Genomic DNA, 17,896 nt, shown 5'->3' with positions numbered 1-17,896 from the left:
TCAGCAAATGAACGCTTAGCCGCAAAATGCCCAGATAGCAAAAGACCGACGATGCAGGCGCATCGTCGGTCTATGCACAAATTTACTCGTAATCTTGGTAAATCTCACGCGGAGCAAGCTCCGAATGTTTGCGTTTTAAGGTCTTAGGGGCCTTATACGTGTTGCTCTCGAAGTCGATGTACTCGGTCTGCTTGAGCAGGCGCTCGATCATCTCCTCATGATCGAACAACTCCCAGGCCTCATGCACGGCATCGAGTTTAGCGTGCGTCTCGGGTCGGCGCGGCATAAACAGCGTGCAGCAGTCGGGAGCGGCCTCAGTCGAGATATCGAACGTACCGATCTCCTCAGCACGCGCGATGATCTCCTGCTTGTCCGAACCGATGAGAGGACGGAACACGGGGATCTTCACGGCCTCGTTGACGGCCATGATGTTCTCAAGCGTTTGGGAGGCAACCTGCCCAAGCGATTCGCCCGTAACGATGGCCTTGGCGCCCTCGATGCGCGCAATGCGCTCGGCAACCGAATACATAATGCGACGATACATGATCACACGCAGGTTGCTGGGGCAGGTGACCGAAATCTCACGCTGGCAGTCGCCAAACGGCACCACGTACAGGCGGCCGATCTGGACACCCGGCTCAAGCGCACGGATGATGTCCTGCACCAAATACTCGCTCGTATCAGGCGTCTGCGGACGACCGGAGAAATGCACCGGCACGCACACCGCGCCGCGACGCGCGAGCATCCAGGTCGCCACCGGAGAATCGATACCCGACGACAGCAGCGTCACGACCTTGCCGGCAGAACCCACCGGCAGACCGCCCACGCCGCGCTCGGAGCGCGCGTACACATAAACGCTACCCTGGACCACCAGTACGTGCACCATCACATCGGGGTCGTGCATTTGAACCTTTTTATCGGGGAAGGCCTCACACAGTACCTCGCCCACCTGACGATTAATATCGATCGAGGTGAGCTCATAGTCGGTATTGGAGCGCTTGGCGTGCACCTTAAACGAATCGAAGGAACCAAACTCGCGCAGTGCCTTCACGGCGGCGGCGCAGTACTCCTGCGGGTCGCGGTTGGTGTGATACGCCATAGACACACGGGCAACGCCGGGGACGGTGCGAATGACACGCGCCGCCTCGTCGGCCTGATGCTCGTTAAAGGTCACGAGGATATAACCGGAAATTCGAGACACGGCGTTCACGGAAAAGGCGGCCAAGGCCGCCTTGATGTTATCCATGAGGATATGCTCAAAATGTGCGCGGTTCTTGCCCTTCAGTCCAACCTCGTGATAGTGGACCAGGCAAACGCGAGCTGCCATTTAGGCTTCAGCAACCTTATGGCCGAGCGCCTTCTCGTAACGGGCCTCGTCGTAAGAGATGTCGCCGTCGACAATCTCGTCCATAGCCATCGAGATGGTATCGGCACCGGAAAGCCCGATGGTGATGTCATCGACATCCTGGACGGCAAGCACGCGGTTGTGCTGGCCACGCAGCATGCTATTGATGTCGCAGGCGCGCTTGGAGGCAAGCGAAGCGAGCAGGAAGCGGTTGTGATCGGTCTTCTCCAGAAGATCGTCAATGCAAGGCTTTACAACGGACACGGACCTCAGATCCTTTCATGCATATCGAGAACGCGAACGAGCTCATCGGTCGCGCGGTCGAGATCGTCATTCACCACGACGTCGTCGTAGCGGTCGGCAAGGGCAAGCTCATCGGCGGCGTTTGCCATACGCAGCTCAATCGTCTCGGGCGTCTCGGTACCGCGACCGACTAGACGCTCGCGGAGCACCTCAAGCGAAGGCGGCTTGATAAAGATCAACACGGCCTCGGGGAAACGCTCCTTCACCTGCAGGGCGCCCTGGACATCGATCTCCAAAATCAGAGACGCGCCCGAGGCGAGCTTGGATGTGACCTCGCTCACCAACGTGCCGTAGCAGTTACCGTGGACCTCGGCCCACTCAACAAACTCACCGTTTGCCACGCGGCGGTCGAACTCCTCGCGCGTCAGAAAAAAGTAGTTGACGCCGTCGACCTCACCTTTGCGTGGTGCTCGCGTGGTAGCCGAAACCGTCAGACCCAGGTTCGAGCGGCGCTCGCGCACACGAGTGACGAGCGTACCCTTGCCTGCGCCTGACGGTCCAGAAATCACAAAGAGCTTGGAATCCTGAGCGCTCACTTATTTGGTCAGCTGCTCGAGGAGCTGCTCGCGCTGACGGACGCCGAGGCCCTGGACGCGACGAGTAGCGGAGATACCGAGCTCCTCCATGATCTTGGCGGCCTTGGCCTTGCCATAACCGGGGAGAGACTCGATGAGGGTGGAAACCTTCATGCGGGAAGCGATGGGGTCATCGGAGTTGAGCACGGACTCGAGGGACTTCTCGCCCTTCTTGATCTGCTCGCGAAGTTCAGCGCGGGCGTGACGTGCGGCAGCAGCCTTCTCAAGAGCCTGCTTGCGCTGCTCGTCGGTAAGCTGAGGGAGTGCCATTCGTACCTCCAAATAGTTGGGTTATATCTGATTCAATAATTGGCATTTTAGCACGTAGAACGTACAAAATGCCTAATCGCGGCTCCATAGGTTAGACGATACCCGCAAAAAGTGCAATATACTGCGCCCAAAGTTAAGCCCCTGACCTGCGATTCCACACAAAGGATGGGAAAGTTTACGCAGGCACAGGGGCTATTTTGTGCTAATGAGACCCAAAAGTGGTGACTTAGGGGAATCTTTTACGCGACGTTTTCGACCAGCTCGGCGACGATGGCGTCAAAGGCGGCAACCGGATCGTCGGCACCGGTGATGGGACGGCCCACCACAATGTGGCTTGCGCCACGCTCGATAGCCTGGGAAGGCGTCGCCACGCGGGACTGGTCGCCAAGGGCGGCACCCACCGGACGCACACCCGGAGTCACGATCAGGGCATCAGGACCCAGCAGCTCACGCATGTCGTGAGCCTCCATCGGTGAGCACACGATGCCATCGATGCCGTTGGCCTGAGCAAGCTTTGCCAAGCGGGCGGCCTCCTCGGCCACGGGCGACTCGACGCCGATCTCGCTCAAGGCATCCTGATTCATGCTCGTGAGCACGGTGATGGCGACGAGTTTGGCGCGGTCCTCACGCGCCTCCTCGGCACCCTCGCGGCAGGCAGCGAGCATAGCACCCGAGCCCAGGCCGTGGACCGAAAGCAGGTCGGCACCGGCAAGCGAGGCCGAGCGGGCAGCGCCGCGCACCTGATGCGGAATGTCATGGAACTTAAGGTCGAGGAAGACCTTAAAGCCAAGGTCCTTAAAGGTCTTGACGATCTGGGGACCCTCAGCGTAATAGAGCGTCATGCCGACCTTGAGCCAGGCGGCATGGCCCGAAAGCTCGTGGGCGAGCTCGAGCGCGCGCTCACGGTCGCAGTCGAGGGCGACGATAACACGGTCGCGGGCATCATTCTCTAGCATTCGAAAGCACCCACCAGCTCGTTGATGTCCTTTACGCCCTGGGACTCGGCCCAGGCCTCGAGCTCATGCGCGATCTTAAGCGAAGCACACGGATCGACGAAGTTGGCCATGCCGACCGACACGCAGGTGGCGCCGGCCAGGATAAACTCAGCCGCATCCTCGCCAGTCATGACACCGCCGACACCGTTGATGGGGATATCGACGGCCTGGGCAACCTCCCAGACCATGCGCACGGCGATGTGGTGGCAAAGCGGGCCAGAAAGGCCGCCCTTGGGCTTGGCCACGCGGGACTTGCGGGTATGAACATCGATGGCCATGCCTTGGATGGAGTTAATGACCGAAAGGCCGTCGGCTCCCGCGGCCTCGAGAGCCTTGGCAATCTCGGCGACGTTAACCGGAGCCATCTTGACGAACAGCGGCTTATCGGTCACCTTACGGCAGGCGGCCATGACGGAAGAGGCGCCCTCGGGCGTAGAGCCCATGGCGGCACCGCCGGCGGCGATGTTGGGGCAGCTCACGTTGATCTCGTAGCCGGCAGCCCAGGGGCATAGCTCGACATACATCTCGAGCGCGCGCACAAACTCATCAACGGAATGCCCGGCAACCTGGCAAATGACCTGGCAACCGTCCTTGGACAGCTGCTCGAGCCACGGGCCGGACTCACGGGCAAAGGCGGCGACACCGGGGTTCTGCAGGCCCACGGAGTTGATCATACCGCCAGGAATCTCGGCCATGCGGGGCGCAGGGTTGCCCGGCCAAGGCTCGGCGGCACAGCCCTTGGTGGTAATGGCGCCCAGCTGGGAAACATCAAAGAAGTTCTGGAACTGCCAACCGTAGCCAAAGGTACCGGCTGCGGTGTTAATGGGGTTCTGCATCTTGACGCCGCCGAAATCGACGGCCATGTTCACGGTACCCACTAGAAGACCACCACCTTGGAAGCATCGAACACGGGGCCGCACATACAAGCACCCTTCATACCGTCGACCGTCTCGACATTGCAGGTGTTGCAGGCGCCAAAGCCACAGCTCATCATGCGCTCGAGCGACACCTCGCAGTACACACCGGCCTCGGCGGCAGCGGCGGCGACCTTCTTCATCATGACGGCGGGGCCGCAGCTGGCGACGTAGTCGTAGCCGCCCTCTCCAAGCAGCTCGGCTGCCGGATCGGTGCAAAAACCGTGCGTGCCGAGCGAACCGTCGTCGGTGCACACGTTAACCGTGGCGCCCAGCGCGCGGAACTCATCGACACCCACGACTTTGGAAGCGGTGCCGAAGCCCAGGCACACGTCCACATCAACACCCTGCTCGGCAAGCATGCCGGCAAGACACAGCACAGGCGGAACGCCGATGCCACCGGCGACGAGCAGTGCCTTCCTGGTGCCCTCGGGTACCATCCAGCCACGGCCACCGGGGCCCAACAGGTTAGAGGTGGAGCCAGGGCCCATCTGGGACAAACGGCGGGTATCGTCGCCCACGACGGCGTACCACAGCTCGACGGTGCCGGCCTCGGCGTCGGCGCGGTAGAAACTCAAGGGCACACGAAGCAGAGAAGACGCATCGCCGGGGACGGCGATGTTCACAAACTGACCGGGCTTGAGCGCACTTGCAAGCTTGGGGGCCGAGATGACGAGCGAGAAGATGCCGTCGGCGATCTCCCGGTTCGAGACGACCTCGAAGTCGTGCATGCGTGCAGTGGAAGGTGTGGGCATAGACGCTCCAATCCCCCATGCGGTTGCATGGTCTAAACGAACAGAAAGCGCGGCACCGCAAGGGCGCCGCGCACAAAAGCGATAAGGCTATGCTAGCAGATGCAGCCGTCGGCGAGCGTCTGCTTGCCACCGACAAATACATCGGTGGCACGACCGGTGAGCGTGCGGCCGGCAAAACCGGAGTTCTCGGCGCGCGACTCGTAACCGTCCTCGCCAACCGTCCAGGTTGCGGAGGGGTCGAACACGGTCAGGTCGGCGACAGAGCCCGCCTTGACCTGAACCTGATCGAGGCCCAGAATCTCACGCGGCTTGATGGCCATGAGCTCGACCATGCGGCTCACGCTCATCTTGCCCGTGTTGACCAGCTCAGTGAGCACGAGCGACAGCGAAGTCTCGAGGCCAATCATTCCAAAGGGCGCGAGCTCGAACTCGCGGGCCTTCTCCCACGGGGTGTGGGGAGCGTGGTCGGTAACGATAGCGTCGACGGTACCGTCGATGACACCCTGACGGATGGCCTCGGCATCCTCGTCGGTGCGCAGCGGCGGATTGACCTTGAGCGAGGTGTTGTAGGTCTCGTCCAGGTCGTTCTCGGTCAGGAACATGTGGTGCGGGGTGGCCTCGCAGGTCACCTGGACACCGGCAGCCTTACCGGCACGCACGAGCTCCAGGCCATGAGCGGTGGAGATGTGCTGGATGTGCAGCTTGGCACCGGTCAGCTTGGCAATCTCGATGTCGCGGGCAATCTGAAGCTCCTCGCCGGCGGCCGGCCAACCCTCGAGGGCCAGACGGGTCGAGACCTTGCCCTCGTTGATCTGGCCGTGGCCGACCAGATCCTCGTCCTGGCAGTGGCTCATAAAGACCTTGCCGAACATCTTGCCGTAGTCCATGCAGCGACGGAGCATGCCCGCACCCTGCACGCCGCGACCGTCATCGGTGAAGGCGACGGCGCCGTGGGCGACCATATCGCCCATCTCGGACATAGCCTCGCCCTTAAGGCCGCGAGTCATAGCACCAGAAGGATAGACGCGGCAGTGGCCGACCTCGGCAGCGCGGGACTTGACGAACTCAACGACGGTTCCGTTATCGGTAACGGGGTCGGTGTTGGGCATGGCGCACACGCCGGTGAAGCCGCCTTTGGCAGCAGCGCGGGTGCCGCTCTCGATGTCCTCTTTGACCTCGTAGCCAGGCTCGCGCAGATGCACGTGCATATCCACCAGGCCGGGGACGAGATACTTGCCGGAAAGGTCGCGGACCTCGGCTCCCTCGGCGGCGAGGTTCTCGCCGACCTCGGCGATCTTGTCACCGTCGATCAGGACGTCGACGACACCGTCAAGCTCGACGGACGGATCGACGACGTGGGCATTCTTAAGAAGCAAGGCCATTATCGGCACCTCCAAGCAGCAGATACAGGATAGCCATACGCACGCAGATACCGGCGTAGACCTGCTCCAGGATGACGGAGCGTTGCGGGTGGTCGGCCATATAGGAGTCGAACTCAACGCCGCGGTTGATGGGGCCCGGGTGGCAGATAATCGCATCGGGCTTCATGAGCTTCTCGCGGTCCTTGGTCAGACCGAAGAGCTTGTGGTACTCACGAATCGTGGGGAACGGTGCGCCCTCGAGGCGCTCCTGCTGCACGCGCAACATGTAGACGACGTCCAGCTCGGGCAGGACGGAATCGAGGTCGCTCGTCACGTGGTCGCAGCCCAGGACCTCGGGCGCCGGCGGCAGCAGCGTGCCGGGGGCGACGGCGTAGGTCTCGCAGCCCATGATCTTAAGTGCGGGGATCAGCGAGCCGCACACGCGGGAGTGCGCGATATCGCCGACGACGGCGACCTTCAGACCGTGGAAGTCACCCTTGTGCTCCCAGATGGTGTACAGGTCGAGCAGGGCCTGCGTGGGGTGGTTGTGCTTGCCGTCGCCGGCGCAGATGACGCTCGCGGGCGAGTTCTGCGTGACGATGTAGGGAGCACCGGCGTGCTTATCGCGAACGACGATGCAATCAATCTTGTAGGCGTTGAGGGTCTCGACGGTGTCGACGAGGCTCTCGCCCTTGACCGTGGAGGTCGAGGAGCCGCCAAAGTTGAGGCTGTCGGCCGAAAGGCGCTTCTCGGCGAGCTCGAAGGAGCTGCGGGTGCGCGTCGAGGGCTCGTTGAACATGTTGACGATGGTCTTGCCCTTGAGCGTGGGGACCTTCTTGATCGCACGCTCGTTGACCTCAGAGAACGCCTTGGCGGTCTCGAGGATGAGCTTGATGTCCTCTTCGGAGTACTCGGTAATGTCGATCAGGTGCTTATGGTTGAACGCCACGGTACTACTCACCTCCCAGCGGCGCGGAGCCCACGTGGGAACCCGGCGCGACGTCGTTAATCTCGACGGCGGTGTGGCCGTCGACTTCCTTCATATATAGGTGCACGTTCTCCTCATGCGACGAGGGAACGTTCTTGCCGACAAAGTCCGGCGAGATGGGGAGCTCACGGTGACCGCGGTCAACGAGAACTGCCAGCTCGATGCGGCTCGGACGGCCCAGGTCCATGACGGCATCCAGAGCGGCGCGGATAGTACGGCCCGTATACAGGATGTCGTCCACCAGCACGACGCGCTTGCCGTCGACGCTGAAGGGAATGTTGGTAGCGTGGATCGCGGGAGCGAAATTGGTCGCATAGTCATCGCGGTAGAAGCTGATGTCCAGGCTGCCGAGCGGAACGTCGACGCCCTCGATCTCCTTGATCTCCTCGGCGAGCTTCTTTGCCAGAAGGTCGCCGCGCGTGACGATGCCGACCAGAGCGAGGTCTTCACAGCCCTCGTTGCGCTCGAGAATCTCGTGCGCGATGCGGGTCATCGCTCGATTGACGGCGGTCTCGTCCATGATGACCGCCTTGGGGGAAGTCGTGCCCATCGATCTCCTTCCTCACATGTCTTGACTGCTGACACAGTCAAAAAAATAGATGCCCGACCGCTTAAAGCGGACCAGACACCCACAGGAAGGGCTGCTCTTTGGCAGCTATGTAATTCCATGTGGGTATCTCGTACCCCTTTAATGGTCAAGGGATAGTGTAGCCAACCTCGAGCTTAATTGCGAGCATAAATACAGAACAATCCGTAAACGGAGCCCAATGCTCCATAAACCTATATATATTTGTGGGACGAGCTTGAAAACACACGCACGAGCTGGCATAATCCCCTCTGCTGCACGCAAATCGGATCTACGTCCAGGGCCGTAGCGTGGGCACTATCGCCAAAAGAGGAATATCTCTGTGTAGATTGCGCACAGGGAGCGACTTCTGTGCTATAGTTCAGGCTTGTTTGTTAACGCGACATGTTCGTTTGTCGCCCAAGGAGGGTCAGTTATGTCCAAAGTTTGCGAAGTTTGCGGTAAGCACCCCGTTGCCGGTCGCTCCATCAGCCACTCTCACCGCGTCACCAACCGTAAGTTCCGCCCCAACATCCAGCGCGTCTACGTCGTCGTCGATGGTCACCGTCGCAAGATGAACGTTTGCTCCACCTGCCTCAAGTCTGGCAAGGTTGCGCGCTCCTAAATAAGGTCTTACCAACAAGTACCTCGGACTCTCCGGGTCAAAGACCTCGCGTTCATATAGAACTATAAGAAACCGCTTTCTTTTGAGAAGGCGGTTTCTTTTCTATCTATCCAGGAATGCAAAACCAGAGTGAAAATGCACTCATTGGGGACAGACTTACATGAGTGTTTTCACGCATTGGGGACAGACATGACGCACGCATGCGGCGTCCCGATCGGCTCCGGCCCCTATCTCACGCTGCATCCTTCCAGCCTGCAGTAGCCTTGGTCACGCTTGTGGCGCCGATACCGGTGATACGGGCAATTTGCTTGACCGTGAGATGTGCCCGCCTGAGCCTCAGCAGGCAGGCATCGCGTTCGGGGCGTGGCAGGGCCTTGAGCAACGCAGGATCTATGCTCGTCAGGACTTCGCGTGCAACGAAAAGGGCCTCCTCATCGGGGATCCGCCGGCGCGGAAGAACCTCCACTGACCAGATGCGCCCGGCAACTTTCTTGAGATGCTCGCAATAGCGACGGGAGCCTCCGACAACATCAAGCATAGGGGCCGCATCACAGATGTCAAAGGGATCATAGCCCAGCTGATACGCCTTATAGCTTGACCAGCGGTACGCCTCGAGCGAGTCAAGCGCACCCTTCACGGGATTGAGATGAATATAGTCGAGCAGCTGCACTGCCTGCGTGTCCGACTCAACCGCGACCCGCGAATAGCGATTGTCAAACAGATGGCCCGTTCTTCCCGTTTTCCCATTGAAATACTTGGCATACGCCGTCAGCGCGCACTGCATTGCCTTTGAAAGGTTGTCATATGGGTCATCAACCATCAAATGGAAGTGGTTGTCCATAAGACACCAGGCCAACACCGCCACGTCATGGCACGCAAACCTGTCCGATATGTCCGATAGGAAACGATAGCGGTCGGAATCATCTTCAAAAATGATCTGTTTGGAGTTACCGCGGTCAAAGACGTGGTAATAGCCGGTGAGCGAAATTTCGCGGGCGCATCGGGGCATGGTCTCTCCTTTCAAAGCCGTACAGGCAACACCTAAAAGGAGAGAAGGAACGCGAAATGCTGAGCCTTTGACCTATTTATATCCAATCAGCAACAAAAACAGGCCCAAAACGACAAAATCGCAAATCGATGTCTGTCCCAAATGAGTGAAACCACTCATGTAAGTCTGTCCCCAATGAGCGGGGCGATGCACTATCAGATAGTTTTAGTTAAAACGCTTCATTTTATTGAAGCGTTTTAGTGTGCCTTTTACGGGAATCTTACCGTTTACCGAATTATTTCTTGCTATCATGCAAGACGTAGGGTAAATCTCCGATCGCAAGGAGACACAAATGGTGAAAAAGTCACCGGAAAACACTACTCCCGCAATTGTGGACAACGTAGAGGCGCTTGAGGCTAAGCTCGCTCAGATGCGAGAGGCCCAGGCGCTTTTTGCTACGTACACGCAGGAGCAGGTCGACAAGATCTTCTATGAGGCCGCCATGGCCGCCAACAAGGCTCGTATCCCGTTGGCGAAGATGGCCATCGAGGAGACCGGCCGCGGCGTTCTTGAGGACAAGGTCATCAAGAACCACTACGCCGCAGAGTACATCTACAACGCTTACAAGAACACCAAGACCTGTGGCGTTCTGGAGCGCGACGAGGCCTACGGCATCACCAAGATCGCTGAGCCCATCGGCATCGTGGGCGCCGTCATCCCGACGACCAACCCCACCTCCACCGCGATCTTCAAGACGCTGATCAGTCTGAAGACCCGCAACGCCATCATCATCTCCCCGCACCCGGCTGCCGCCAAGTGCACCATCGCCGCCGCCAAGCTCGTACTTGACGCCGCCGTCAAGGCCGGCGCCCCCGAGGGCATCATCGGCTGGGTCGATGTCCCCTCCATCGAGCTGACCAACATGGTCATGCGCGACGTCGACATCATCCTCGCCACCGGTGGCCCGGGCATGGTCAAGGCCGCCTACTCCTCGGGCAAGCCTGCCCTGGGCGTTGGCGCCGGTAACACCCCGGTCGTCATCGACGACACCGCCGACGTGCTGCTCGCCGTCAACTCCATCATCCACTCCAAGACCTTCGACAACGGCATGATCTGCGCTTCCGAGCAGTCTGTGACCGTCATCGACACCATCTATGACCAGGTTAAGGCCGAGTTCCAGAAGCGCGGCTGCTACTTCGTCAAGCAGGGTGCCGAGATGGAGGCACTGCGTGCCGCCATGTTCAAGAATGGCGCCCTCGATCACCGCATCCCCGGCATGGCTGCTGCCAAGATCGCTGAGCTCGCCGGCATCGAGGTTCCCGCCAAGACCAAGATCCTGATCGCCGAGGTCACCTCCACCGACCCCGCCAAGGAGGAGTTCTCCCACGAGAAGCTCTCCCCGGTCCTGGCCATGTATCACGCCAAGGACTTCCAGGAGGCCGTCGACAAGGCCGAGCACCTGGTGCTCGCCGGTGGCCCGGGCCACACCGCCTCTCTGTACGTGCACCCCGCCCAGGCCGAGAAGATCAGCCTGTTCGAGCACGTCATGAAGGCCTGCCGTATCGTCATCAACACCCCGTCCTCGCACGGCGGCATCGGTGACCTGTACAACTTTGGCATGAAGCCGTCTCTGACCCTGGGCTGCGGCTCCTGGGGCGGCAACTCCGTCTCCGAGAACGTTGGGGTGAAGCACTTGATCAACGTTAAGACTGTGGCCGAGCGCCGTGAGAACATGCTGTGGTTCCGCGCTCCCGAGAAGGTCTACTTCAAGAAGGGTTCCACGCCCGTCGCCCTCGACGAGCTCGGTACCGTCATGGGCAAGAAGCGCGCCTTCATCGTCACCGACCAGTTCCTCTTCAAGAATGGCAACACCCGCGCCATCGAGGCCAAGCTCGACGAGATGGGCATCGCCCACGACTGCTTCTACGACGTCGAGCCCGATCCGTCGCTGCAGTGCGCACGTCGCGGCGCCAAGCAGATGGCTCTCTTTGAGCCGGACGTCATCATCGCCGTCGGCGGTGGCTCCGCTATGGACGCCGGCAAGATCATGTGGATGATGTACGAGCACCCCGAGTGCAAGTTTGAGGACATGGCCATGGACTTCATGGACATCCGCAAGCGTATCTTCACTTTCCCCGAGATGGGCAAGAAGGCCTACTTCGTCGCCGTCCCGACCTCTTCGGGTACCGGCTCCGAGTGCACGCCGTTCGCCATCATCACCGACAAGGAGACCGGCATCAAGTGGCCGCTCGCCGACTACGCGCTGCTCCCCAACATGGCTATCGTCGACGCCGACAACTGCATGACCGCCCCGCGCGGCCTGACCGCTGCCTCCGGCATCGACGTCATGACCCACGCCATCGAGTCCTACGTCTCCATCATGGCTTCCGACTACACCAAGGGCCTCTCCGAGCGCGCTGCTAAGCTCGTCTTCGAGAACCTGCCCTCCAGCTTCACGAACGGCGCCAAGGACCCGCATGCCCGCGAGGAGATGCACAACGCCTCTTGCATGGCCGGCATGGCCTTCGCCAACGCCTTCCTGGGCCTCAACCACTCCATGGCTCACAAGCTCGGCGCCTTCCATCACCTGCCCCACGGCCTCGCCAACGCCGTCATCCTGACCCGCGTTATGCGCTACAACGCCGCCGAGGCTCCCGTCAAGATGGGTACCTTCTCCCAGTATCCTTACCCCAACGCGCTGCACAACTACGCCGAGATGGCCAAGTACTGCGGCATCGAGGGCAAGGACGACAAGGAGGTCTTCGAGAACTTCATCACGAAGCTCGAGGAGCTCAAGGACTTCATCGGCGTCAAGAAGACCATCGCCGACTACGGTGTTGACGAGCAGTACTTCCTCGACACCCTCGACGAGATGACCGAGCAGGCATTCAACGACCAGTGCACCGGCGCAAACCCGCGCTACCCGCTCATGAGCGAGATCAAGGAGCTCTACCTGGACGCCTACTACGGCCGCGAGCCTCAGGACTACGCCGTCTGCTAGTTTTAGCACGGTTTTTAACGGCGGGGGTGCACGGGTGTTTCACACATCCCCGCCGTCGCTTCTATCGCATCGTTGAAAGGATGCAACCATGCTGCTACCCGATTCCAAGACCGAGCTCGTCCGCCGTGGCAACAAGGTCGTTTACGACCTGGGCGACAAGATCGTCAAGGTCTTTAACGAGACCAAGCCTGTCTCCGACGTGTTCAACGAGGCTTTGAATCTTGCCCGCATCAATGAGTGCGGCATCCGCAGCCCCAAGGCTCTCGAGGTTTCCCAGCTCGAGAACGCCAACGGCTGGGCGCTCGTGACCGAGAAGGTTCCGGGCACCACCCTTGCCGAGAAGATGACTGCTGAGCCCCAGCGCTTTGGTGAGTATCTCGAGATGTTCGTCGACCTCCAGATCGAGATCCACGGCTATACCTCCCCGCTGCTCAACCGTCAGCGCGACAAGTTCGCCCGCATGATCGACAGCCTTGATCAGCTCAATGCCACCACGCGCTACAACCTTCAGGAGCGTCTGGACGGCATGACCAAGGAGTTCAAGGTCTGCCACGGCGACTTCAACCCCTCCAACGTCATCGTCGGCGACGACGGCCAGCTCTATGTGTGCGACTGGGCACACGCCACCCAGGGCTCCCCTGCTGCCGACGTTGCCACCACCTACCTGCTCTTCGCCCTCAACAGCAAGGACCAGGCTGAGGCCTACTTGGAGCTCTACTGCGACCGCGCCGATATGCCCATGCAGGTCGTGCGTCAGTGGACGAGCATCGTCGCCGCTTCCGAGCTCGCTCGTAAGCGCAACGTGAACGATGAGTTCCTGAAGAACTGGATCGACGTCGTCGATTATCAGTAATATCTGAGCGATTTATTTCGCATCGGAGGCACAAGAAAACCCCGCAGCTCATATAGGCTGTGGGGTTTTCTTTACCCATCGAGTTTATTCCAACAAAATAGACTGCTCCGCATCTCATCCTAAGAGAGATACGGAGCAGCCCCGCAATTACATCTAATAGCAGAAACGTCGATTAACGGCGGGCCGCCTTAACAAGCTCGGCAATCTTGGCGACGACCTCGTCGATCGCCACGTCCTCACGCTCGCCCGTGGCACGGTCCTTGAGCTCCACAGTACCATTCTTGAGGCCACGCTTGCCAAGCACGACCTGATACGGGAAGCCCATGAGGTCGTTATCGGCAAACTTAAAGCCAGGACGCTCGTCACGGTCATCGACGACAACCTCGATACCCTCGGCGCACAGGCCCTCGACGATTTGGTCGCAAACGTTAGCGCACTCCTCCTTCTTGGGATCGAGCGGAATCACCGCGACCTCGTACGGGGCAACGGAGACCGGCCAGACGATGCCGTGTTCGTCGTTGTGCTGCTCCACGACGGCAGCAAGCGAGCGGGACACACCAACGCCGTAGCAACCCATGATAAGCGGCTTCTCCTTGCCGTCCTCGTCCATAAAGGTGGCGCCCATGGCCTCGGAATACTTGGTACCCAGCTGGAAGACCTGCGAGACCTCGATGCCGCGAGCAGCAGAGAGCGGCTTGCCGCAGTGCGGGCAGGGATCGCCGGCAACGACGGTTACCAGGTCGGCCCACTCGTCGACGGTAAAGTCGCGCTCGGGGCAGGCACCGGTAAAGTGATAATCGACCTCGTTGGCACCGCAGGCCCACTGCTTGGACTCGCGCAGGCTCTCGTCGCACACCAGGCGAATGCCCTCGGGCAGGTTAACCGGTCCGATAAAGCCCTTATGCAGACCGTAGGTCTGGAGCTCCTCATCAGTCATCATGCGATAGCCCTTGCCAAAGACATGCTCGGCCTTGCAATCGTTGAGCTCGTGGTCGCCCGGAACAATGGCCACGACGGGCTTGCCCTCGGCGTCGAGGAGTGCCAGAGACTTGCGCGTGCCGTTCTCGGGGAAGCCGAAGAACTTTGCAACGGCCTCGATGGTGCCCATGCCCGGAGTCTCGACCTTGGTAAGCGTACCGTCGCCAGGACCCTCGGTCACAACGACCTTGGTGCTTGCGGCCTCATCGTCGGCAGCGAAGCCGCAATCGTCGCAGTAGACGAGCGAAGCCTCGCCAGCGTCGGCCAAAGCCATGTACTCGACGGAGGTATCGCCACCGATCTCGCCGGAGTCGGCGACAACGGGCAGAGCCTTGATGTAGCAGCGCTCGCAAATGTTGGCATAGGCCTGCTTCATCTTGTCGTACTCCCCCTGCAGGCTCTCCTGCGTAGCAGAGAAGCTGTAGGCGTCCTTCATGATGAACTCGCGACCGCGCATCAGGCCAAAACGGGGACGGAACTCGTCGCGGAACTTATCCTGGATGTGATAGAGGTTCACTGGCAGCTGCTTGTAGGAACGCAACTCATTGCGCACCAGGGCAGTCACGGTCTCCTCGTGCGTGGGTCCGAGCACAAACTCGCGGCCGTGGCGGTCATCAAAGCGCACAAGCTCCTTGCCATAGGCATCGATACGGCCGGACTCACGCCACAGCTCGGCATCGACCATGATGGGCATCATGAGCTCCTGAGCACCGGCGGCATCCATCTCGTCGCGCACGATGTTCTCGATCTTGCGGATCGAGCGCCAAGCGAGCGGCAGATAGGAATACAGGCCGGCGGCCTCCTTGCGGATCATGCCAGCGCGAAGCAGCAGACGGTGGCTCGCTAGCTCGGCATCCGCCGGATCCTCTTTGAGCGTCGGCGCATAGAGCTTAGACATATACATTGCTCGGGTCATTTATTTCTCCTCAATAAGTTTGTCGACCTCGGCCATAAGCGCGTCGACAATTTGATCCTCAGCTACTTTACCAATGATCTGGCCATGCGAAAAGAGCAGACCCTGACCACGTCCGCAGGCAACACCCAGGTCGGCGTCAGATGCCTCTCCGGGGCCGTTGACCGCACATCCCATCACGGCGATCGAAAGCGGCGCGGAATAGTTCTTAAGCCGCTCGGTGACCTCCTCGGCGATGGGAATCAGGTTAACCTGGCAGCGGGCGCACGTGGGGCACGAGACAATCTCGGGACCACGGCGACGCAGGCCCAGCGACTGTAGAATTCCCCAGGCGACCGGCGGCTCCTCAACCGGATCGGCCGTGAGCGACACACGCATGGTGTCACCGATGCCTTCGGAAAGCAAGATACCCAAGCCTACAGAGCTCTTGATGGTGCCCTGAAGCTTGGTCCCCGCCTCCGTCACGCCCAGGTGGAGCGGAACATGCGGTATCTCGCGCGACAGGGCGCGATAGGTATCAAGTGTCGTCTGTACGCTATGGGCCTTGGCGGATAGCACGATGTTGGTAAACCCACGGTCCTCAAAGTGCCGCACAAAGCGTTCGCTCGACATCACGAGCTTTTCGGGCTGCGTGAGGTCGTCGCGCTCGGCAATATCTTGCTCAAGCGAGCCCGCGTTCACGCCAATGCGAATCGCGCAGCCCGCGGCACCCGCGGCATCGATGACGGCATCGACCTTAGCCCAATCGCCGATATTGCCGGGGTTGATGCGCAGCTTAGAGGCACCAGCCTCGACAGCGCCAATGGCAAGCTTATGGTTAAAATGGATATCGGCGACGATTGGCACCGGAGACTCGGCACAAATCGTGCGAAAGCCCTCGAGCGCAGCCTCGGTAGGCACGCTCACGCGCACGATATCGCAGCCAGCCTGCGCCAACGCGCACACTTGCGCAAGCGTTGCCTGGGCATCAGCAGTATCGGTGCAGGTCATAGACTGAACCACGACCGGAGCGCCACCACCGATCTGCACGCCGCCCACATGCACGGGGCGCGTCAACTCGCGAGGCAAAGGATGGGATAAAGACAATCCAAACACTCCCCTACAGAATAAATCGAAGGATGTCGGAACGAAGCATATAGACAAACAGCAGTGCAAAGAGCGCGATGCCGACATAGCTGACGATTGTCTGCACTTTGAGCGGCAGCTCGCGGCCCGCAATCTTTTGAATGATCTCGATGACCAGCTTGCCGCCATCGAGTGGTGGGATGGGCAGCAGGTTCATAAAGCCAAGCGAGAACGAAATGAGGGCGGCAAAGGAAAGGAACGTGGCAGGGCCGGCAGCAGCGGCCTGTGAGGACATAACGCTAATACCCACGATCGAAGAAGACTGATCGAGAATCTCCATCGTATGCTGCGGCTGGAGCAGGCGCATCACGCCATCCGCTGTCTGCACGACATAGGAGAACGACAGGCGAGCCGACGTGATGGGGTCTAAACGGACCACCTGCGTAGAGGCATACACACCTAGGCGCTCGTCCTCTTTGAGCGCAACCGTGGTCGAATGCTGCTTGCCGTCACGCTCGTACTCGATGGCGATATCGTCCTTACCGGCAGCCTTGCCGATGGCATCGTAGACATCCATCCAAGTGGAACATGAGACACCGTCAACCGAAAGGATCGCGTCACCGCCCTCGATACCCGCCTTGGCGGCAATAGACCCCTCGTCAACCTGACCGATCACGTTGGTATCCATCGGCACGGTGACACCCGCAATGGAATAGATGCTCATAAGGAGCAAAAAACCCGTCAAGATATTGACGATAATGCCCGCGAGCAGCATAAAGGCGCGCTTGAGAAAGCCTTGGCCAAGATAGGTGTGCGAGCGCTCTTGCGCAAGGAACTCGGCCTCGCCGCACGGCAGCTCCCACACATCGCCCTCGGCAGTCGCATGTTCGCGATCGAAACGGCGACCATCAAAGGTGGTATAGCCTGCCTTGTCTCGCGGCAACGTCTGATATTTGGTGGGATAGTAGCTCGGCGAGGGCTTCTCCCCTTCCTCATACCAGGGCGCGATGGAGCCCCAGCCCAGCAAAAGGGCGCATGCCTCGAGCACATCCTCCTCGGAAAGCTCGAGCTCGACAGCAAGGTCGGCCACGGTCACGCGACCATGACGATAGATAGCCGCGAGCACGCGGTCGGCGCACGAAACATCGGTCGGATCCATACCGCAGATGGCAGCGTAGCCACCCAGCAGCAGCGGGGTCACGCCAAACTTGGTTCCAATGCGACGCGACGTGTAATGGATGTCAAAGCGGCACGGCAGACCCAAAAAGAACTCGGTCACACGGACGCCGCAGGCACGCGCCGCCAAAAAGTGGCCGCCCTCGTGCAAAAACACGAGGACGGAAAGCATCAGCAGGCCCCAAAAGACCGATGAGAGAACGCTCAGAACAGTATCCATAAAACG

At 60.1% G+C, this 17,896-nt stretch carries 17 protein-coding genes; 3 read left to right on the top strand and 14 right to left on the bottom strand.

What is annotated here, in order from left to right; translation table 11 throughout:
• Window positions 1-82: 82 nt before the first annotated feature.
• From thiI to pyrR, 10 genes are all read right to left on the bottom strand, one after another.
• A complete protein-coding gene (gene thiI, locus DXD48_RS05275) occupies window positions 83-1,327 on the bottom strand; it encodes a tRNA uracil 4-sulfurtransferase ThiI (protein ID WP_117564272.1) in 1,245 nt (414 codons plus the stop codon).
• Window positions 1,328-1,609 (bottom strand): DNA-directed RNA polymerase subunit omega, encoded by a 282-nt coding sequence (locus tag DXD48_RS05270; RefSeq protein ID WP_035138532.1) that lies wholly within the window; start codon window positions 1,607-1,609, stop codon window positions 1,328-1,330.
• 5 nt (window positions 1,610-1,614) lie between these two features.
• Entirely contained in the window at window positions 1,615-2,184 is a 570-nt protein-coding gene (gmk, locus tag DXD48_RS05265; protein WP_006236131.1) for a guanylate kinase, read from the bottom strand.
• Complete coding sequence (gene mihF / locus DXD48_RS05260) at window positions 2,185-2,493, bottom strand: integration host factor, actinobacterial type (RefSeq protein WP_006236130.1); 309 nt, start codon at window positions 2,491-2,493, stop codon at window positions 2,185-2,187.
• 239 nt (window positions 2,494-2,732) lie between these two features.
• A complete protein-coding gene (gene pyrF, locus DXD48_RS05255) occupies window positions 2,733-3,449 on the bottom strand; it encodes an orotidine-5'-phosphate decarboxylase (protein ID WP_117564271.1) in 717 nt (238 codons plus the stop codon).
• On the bottom strand, window positions 3,443-4,351 hold the full coding sequence (locus DXD48_RS05250) for a dihydroorotate dehydrogenase (protein WP_006236128.1): 909 nt from the start codon (window positions 4,349-4,351) through the stop codon (window positions 3,443-3,445). Before DXD48_RS05250 ends, pyrF begins: the two co-directional genes overlap by 7 nt.
• A gap of 14 nt (window positions 4,352-4,365) precedes the next feature.
• Window positions 4,366-5,133: a dihydroorotate dehydrogenase electron transfer subunit gene (locus DXD48_RS05245; protein ID WP_117564270.1), complete on the bottom strand. Its 768-nt coding sequence runs from the start codon at window positions 5,131-5,133 to the stop codon at window positions 4,366-4,368.
• A gap of 116 nt (window positions 5,134-5,249) precedes the next feature.
• Window positions 5,250-6,539: a dihydroorotase gene (locus DXD48_RS05240; RefSeq protein WP_117564269.1), complete on the bottom strand. Its 1,290-nt coding sequence runs from the start codon at window positions 6,537-6,539 to the stop codon at window positions 5,250-5,252.
• On the bottom strand, window positions 6,523-7,467 hold the full coding sequence (locus DXD48_RS05235; protein WP_035138537.1) for an aspartate carbamoyltransferase catalytic subunit: 945 nt from the start codon (window positions 7,465-7,467) through the stop codon (window positions 6,523-6,525). The genes DXD48_RS05240 and DXD48_RS05235 overlap by 17 nt, the downstream gene beginning before the upstream one ends.
• Before the next feature lie 4 nt (window positions 7,468-7,471).
• Window positions 7,472-8,056, bottom strand: coding sequence for a bifunctional pyr operon transcriptional regulator/uracil phosphoribosyltransferase PyrR (gene pyrR / locus DXD48_RS05230; protein WP_006236123.1), 585 nt, complete (start codon window positions 8,054-8,056; stop codon window positions 7,472-7,474).
• A 451-nt stretch (window positions 8,057-8,507) separates the two neighbouring features.
• On the opposite strand from pyrR, the gene rpmB reads away from it, so the two are divergent.
• The gene (gene rpmB, locus DXD48_RS05225; RefSeq protein WP_022094725.1) at window positions 8,508-8,696 is read left to right on the top strand and encodes a 50S ribosomal protein L28; all 189 of its coding nucleotides are present in this window, start codon (window positions 8,508-8,510) and stop codon (window positions 8,694-8,696) included.
• A gap of 232 nt (window positions 8,697-8,928) precedes the next feature.
• Here the strand turns inward: rpmB and DXD48_RS05220 are convergent, their stop codons facing one another.
• Window positions 8,929-9,705 carry a transposase gene (locus DXD48_RS05220; protein ID WP_117564268.1) on the bottom strand — a complete coding sequence of 259 codons (777 nt, stop codon included), beginning with the start codon at window positions 9,703-9,705 and terminating at the stop codon, window positions 8,929-8,931.
• 331 nt (window positions 9,706-10,036) lie between these two features.
• Here DXD48_RS05220 and adhE point away from each other — a divergent pair, with 331 nt between their 5' ends.
• Complete coding sequence (gene adhE / locus DXD48_RS05215; RefSeq protein WP_055250041.1) at window positions 10,037-12,685, top strand: bifunctional acetaldehyde-CoA/alcohol dehydrogenase; 2,649 nt, start codon at window positions 10,037-10,039, stop codon at window positions 12,683-12,685.
• 88 nt (window positions 12,686-12,773) lie between these two features.
• On the top strand, window positions 12,774-13,538 hold the full coding sequence (locus DXD48_RS05210; RefSeq protein WP_006236119.1) for an aminoglycoside phosphotransferase family protein: 765 nt from the start codon (window positions 12,774-12,776) through the stop codon (window positions 13,536-13,538).
• A 172-nt stretch (window positions 13,539-13,710) separates the two neighbouring features.
• On the opposite strand, the gene DXD48_RS05205 is transcribed toward DXD48_RS05210, so the two are convergent.
• The 3 genes from DXD48_RS05205 to DXD48_RS05195 are packed head-to-tail and all read right to left on the bottom strand — an operon-like array spanning window position 13,711 to window position 17,890.
• On the bottom strand, window positions 13,711-15,432 hold the full coding sequence (locus tag DXD48_RS05205; protein ID WP_233502345.1) for a proline--tRNA ligase: 1,722 nt from the start codon (window positions 15,430-15,432) through the stop codon (window positions 13,711-13,713).
• Window positions 15,433-16,515 carry a flavodoxin-dependent (E)-4-hydroxy-3-methylbut-2-enyl-diphosphate synthase gene (gene ispG, locus DXD48_RS05200; protein ID WP_117564267.1) on the bottom strand — a complete coding sequence of 361 codons (1,083 nt, stop codon included), beginning with the start codon at window positions 16,513-16,515 and terminating at the stop codon, window positions 15,433-15,435.
• A gap of 13 nt (window positions 16,516-16,528) precedes the next feature.
• Window positions 16,529-17,890, bottom strand: coding sequence for an RIP metalloprotease (locus tag DXD48_RS05195; RefSeq protein ID WP_117564266.1), 1,362 nt, complete (start codon window positions 17,888-17,890; stop codon window positions 16,529-16,531).
• Window positions 17,891-17,896 lie beyond the last annotated feature (6 nt).

The sequence above is a fragment of the Collinsella sp. TM05-37 genome (genome assembly GCF_003436455.1).
In the GTDB taxonomy this organism is placed as follows: domain Bacteria; phylum Actinomycetota; class Coriobacteriia; order Coriobacteriales; family Coriobacteriaceae; genus Collinsella.
The sequence above is the reverse complement of the archived record's forward strand: the minus strand, read 5'-3'. Positions and strand labels throughout refer to the sequence as shown.

Bases quoted from the DNA above. Each gene is read 5' to 3' on its own strand.
- thiI (WP_117564272.1), bottom strand. From the start codon at position 1,327: ATGGCAGCTCGCGTTTGCCTGGTCCACTATCACGAGGTTGGACTGAAG.
- mihF (WP_006236130.1), bottom strand. From the start codon at position 2,493: ATGGCACTCCCTCAGCTTACCGACGAGCAGCGCAAGCAGGCTCTTGAG.
- pyrF (WP_117564271.1), bottom strand. From the start codon at position 3,449: ATGCTAGAGAATGATGCCCGCGACCGTGTTATCGTCGCCCTCGACTGC.
- DXD48_RS05250 (WP_006236128.1), bottom strand. From the start codon at position 4,351: ATGGCCGTCGATTTCGGCGGCGTCAAGATGCAGAACCCCATTAACACC.
- DXD48_RS05245 (WP_117564270.1), bottom strand. From the start codon at position 5,133: ATGCACGACTTCGAGGTCGTCTCGAACCGGGAGATCGCCGACGGCATC.
- DXD48_RS05240 (WP_117564269.1), bottom strand. From the start codon at position 6,539: ATGGCCTTGCTTCTTAAGAATGCCCACGTCGTCGATCCGTCCGTCGAG.
- pyrR (WP_006236123.1), bottom strand. From the start codon at position 8,056: ATGGGCACGACTTCCCCCAAGGCGGTCATCATGGACGAGACCGCCGTC.
- rpmB (WP_022094725.1), top strand. From the start codon at position 8,508: ATGTCCAAAGTTTGCGAAGTTTGCGGTAAGCACCCCGTTGCCGGTCGC.
- DXD48_RS05220 (WP_117564268.1), bottom strand. From the start codon at position 9,705: ATGCCCCGATGCGCCCGCGAAATTTCGCTCACCGGCTATTACCACGTC.
- adhE (WP_055250041.1), top strand. From the start codon at position 10,037: ATGGTGAAAAAGTCACCGGAAAACACTACTCCCGCAATTGTGGACAAC.
- DXD48_RS05210 (WP_006236119.1), top strand. From the start codon at position 12,774: ATGCTGCTACCCGATTCCAAGACCGAGCTCGTCCGCCGTGGCAACAAG.
- DXD48_RS05205 (WP_233502345.1), bottom strand. From the start codon at position 15,432: ATGACCCGAGCAATGTATATGTCTAAGCTCTATGCGCCGACGCTCAAA.
- DXD48_RS05195 (WP_117564266.1), bottom strand. From the start codon at position 17,890: ATGGATACTGTTCTGAGCGTTCTCTCATCGGTCTTTTGGGGCCTGCTG.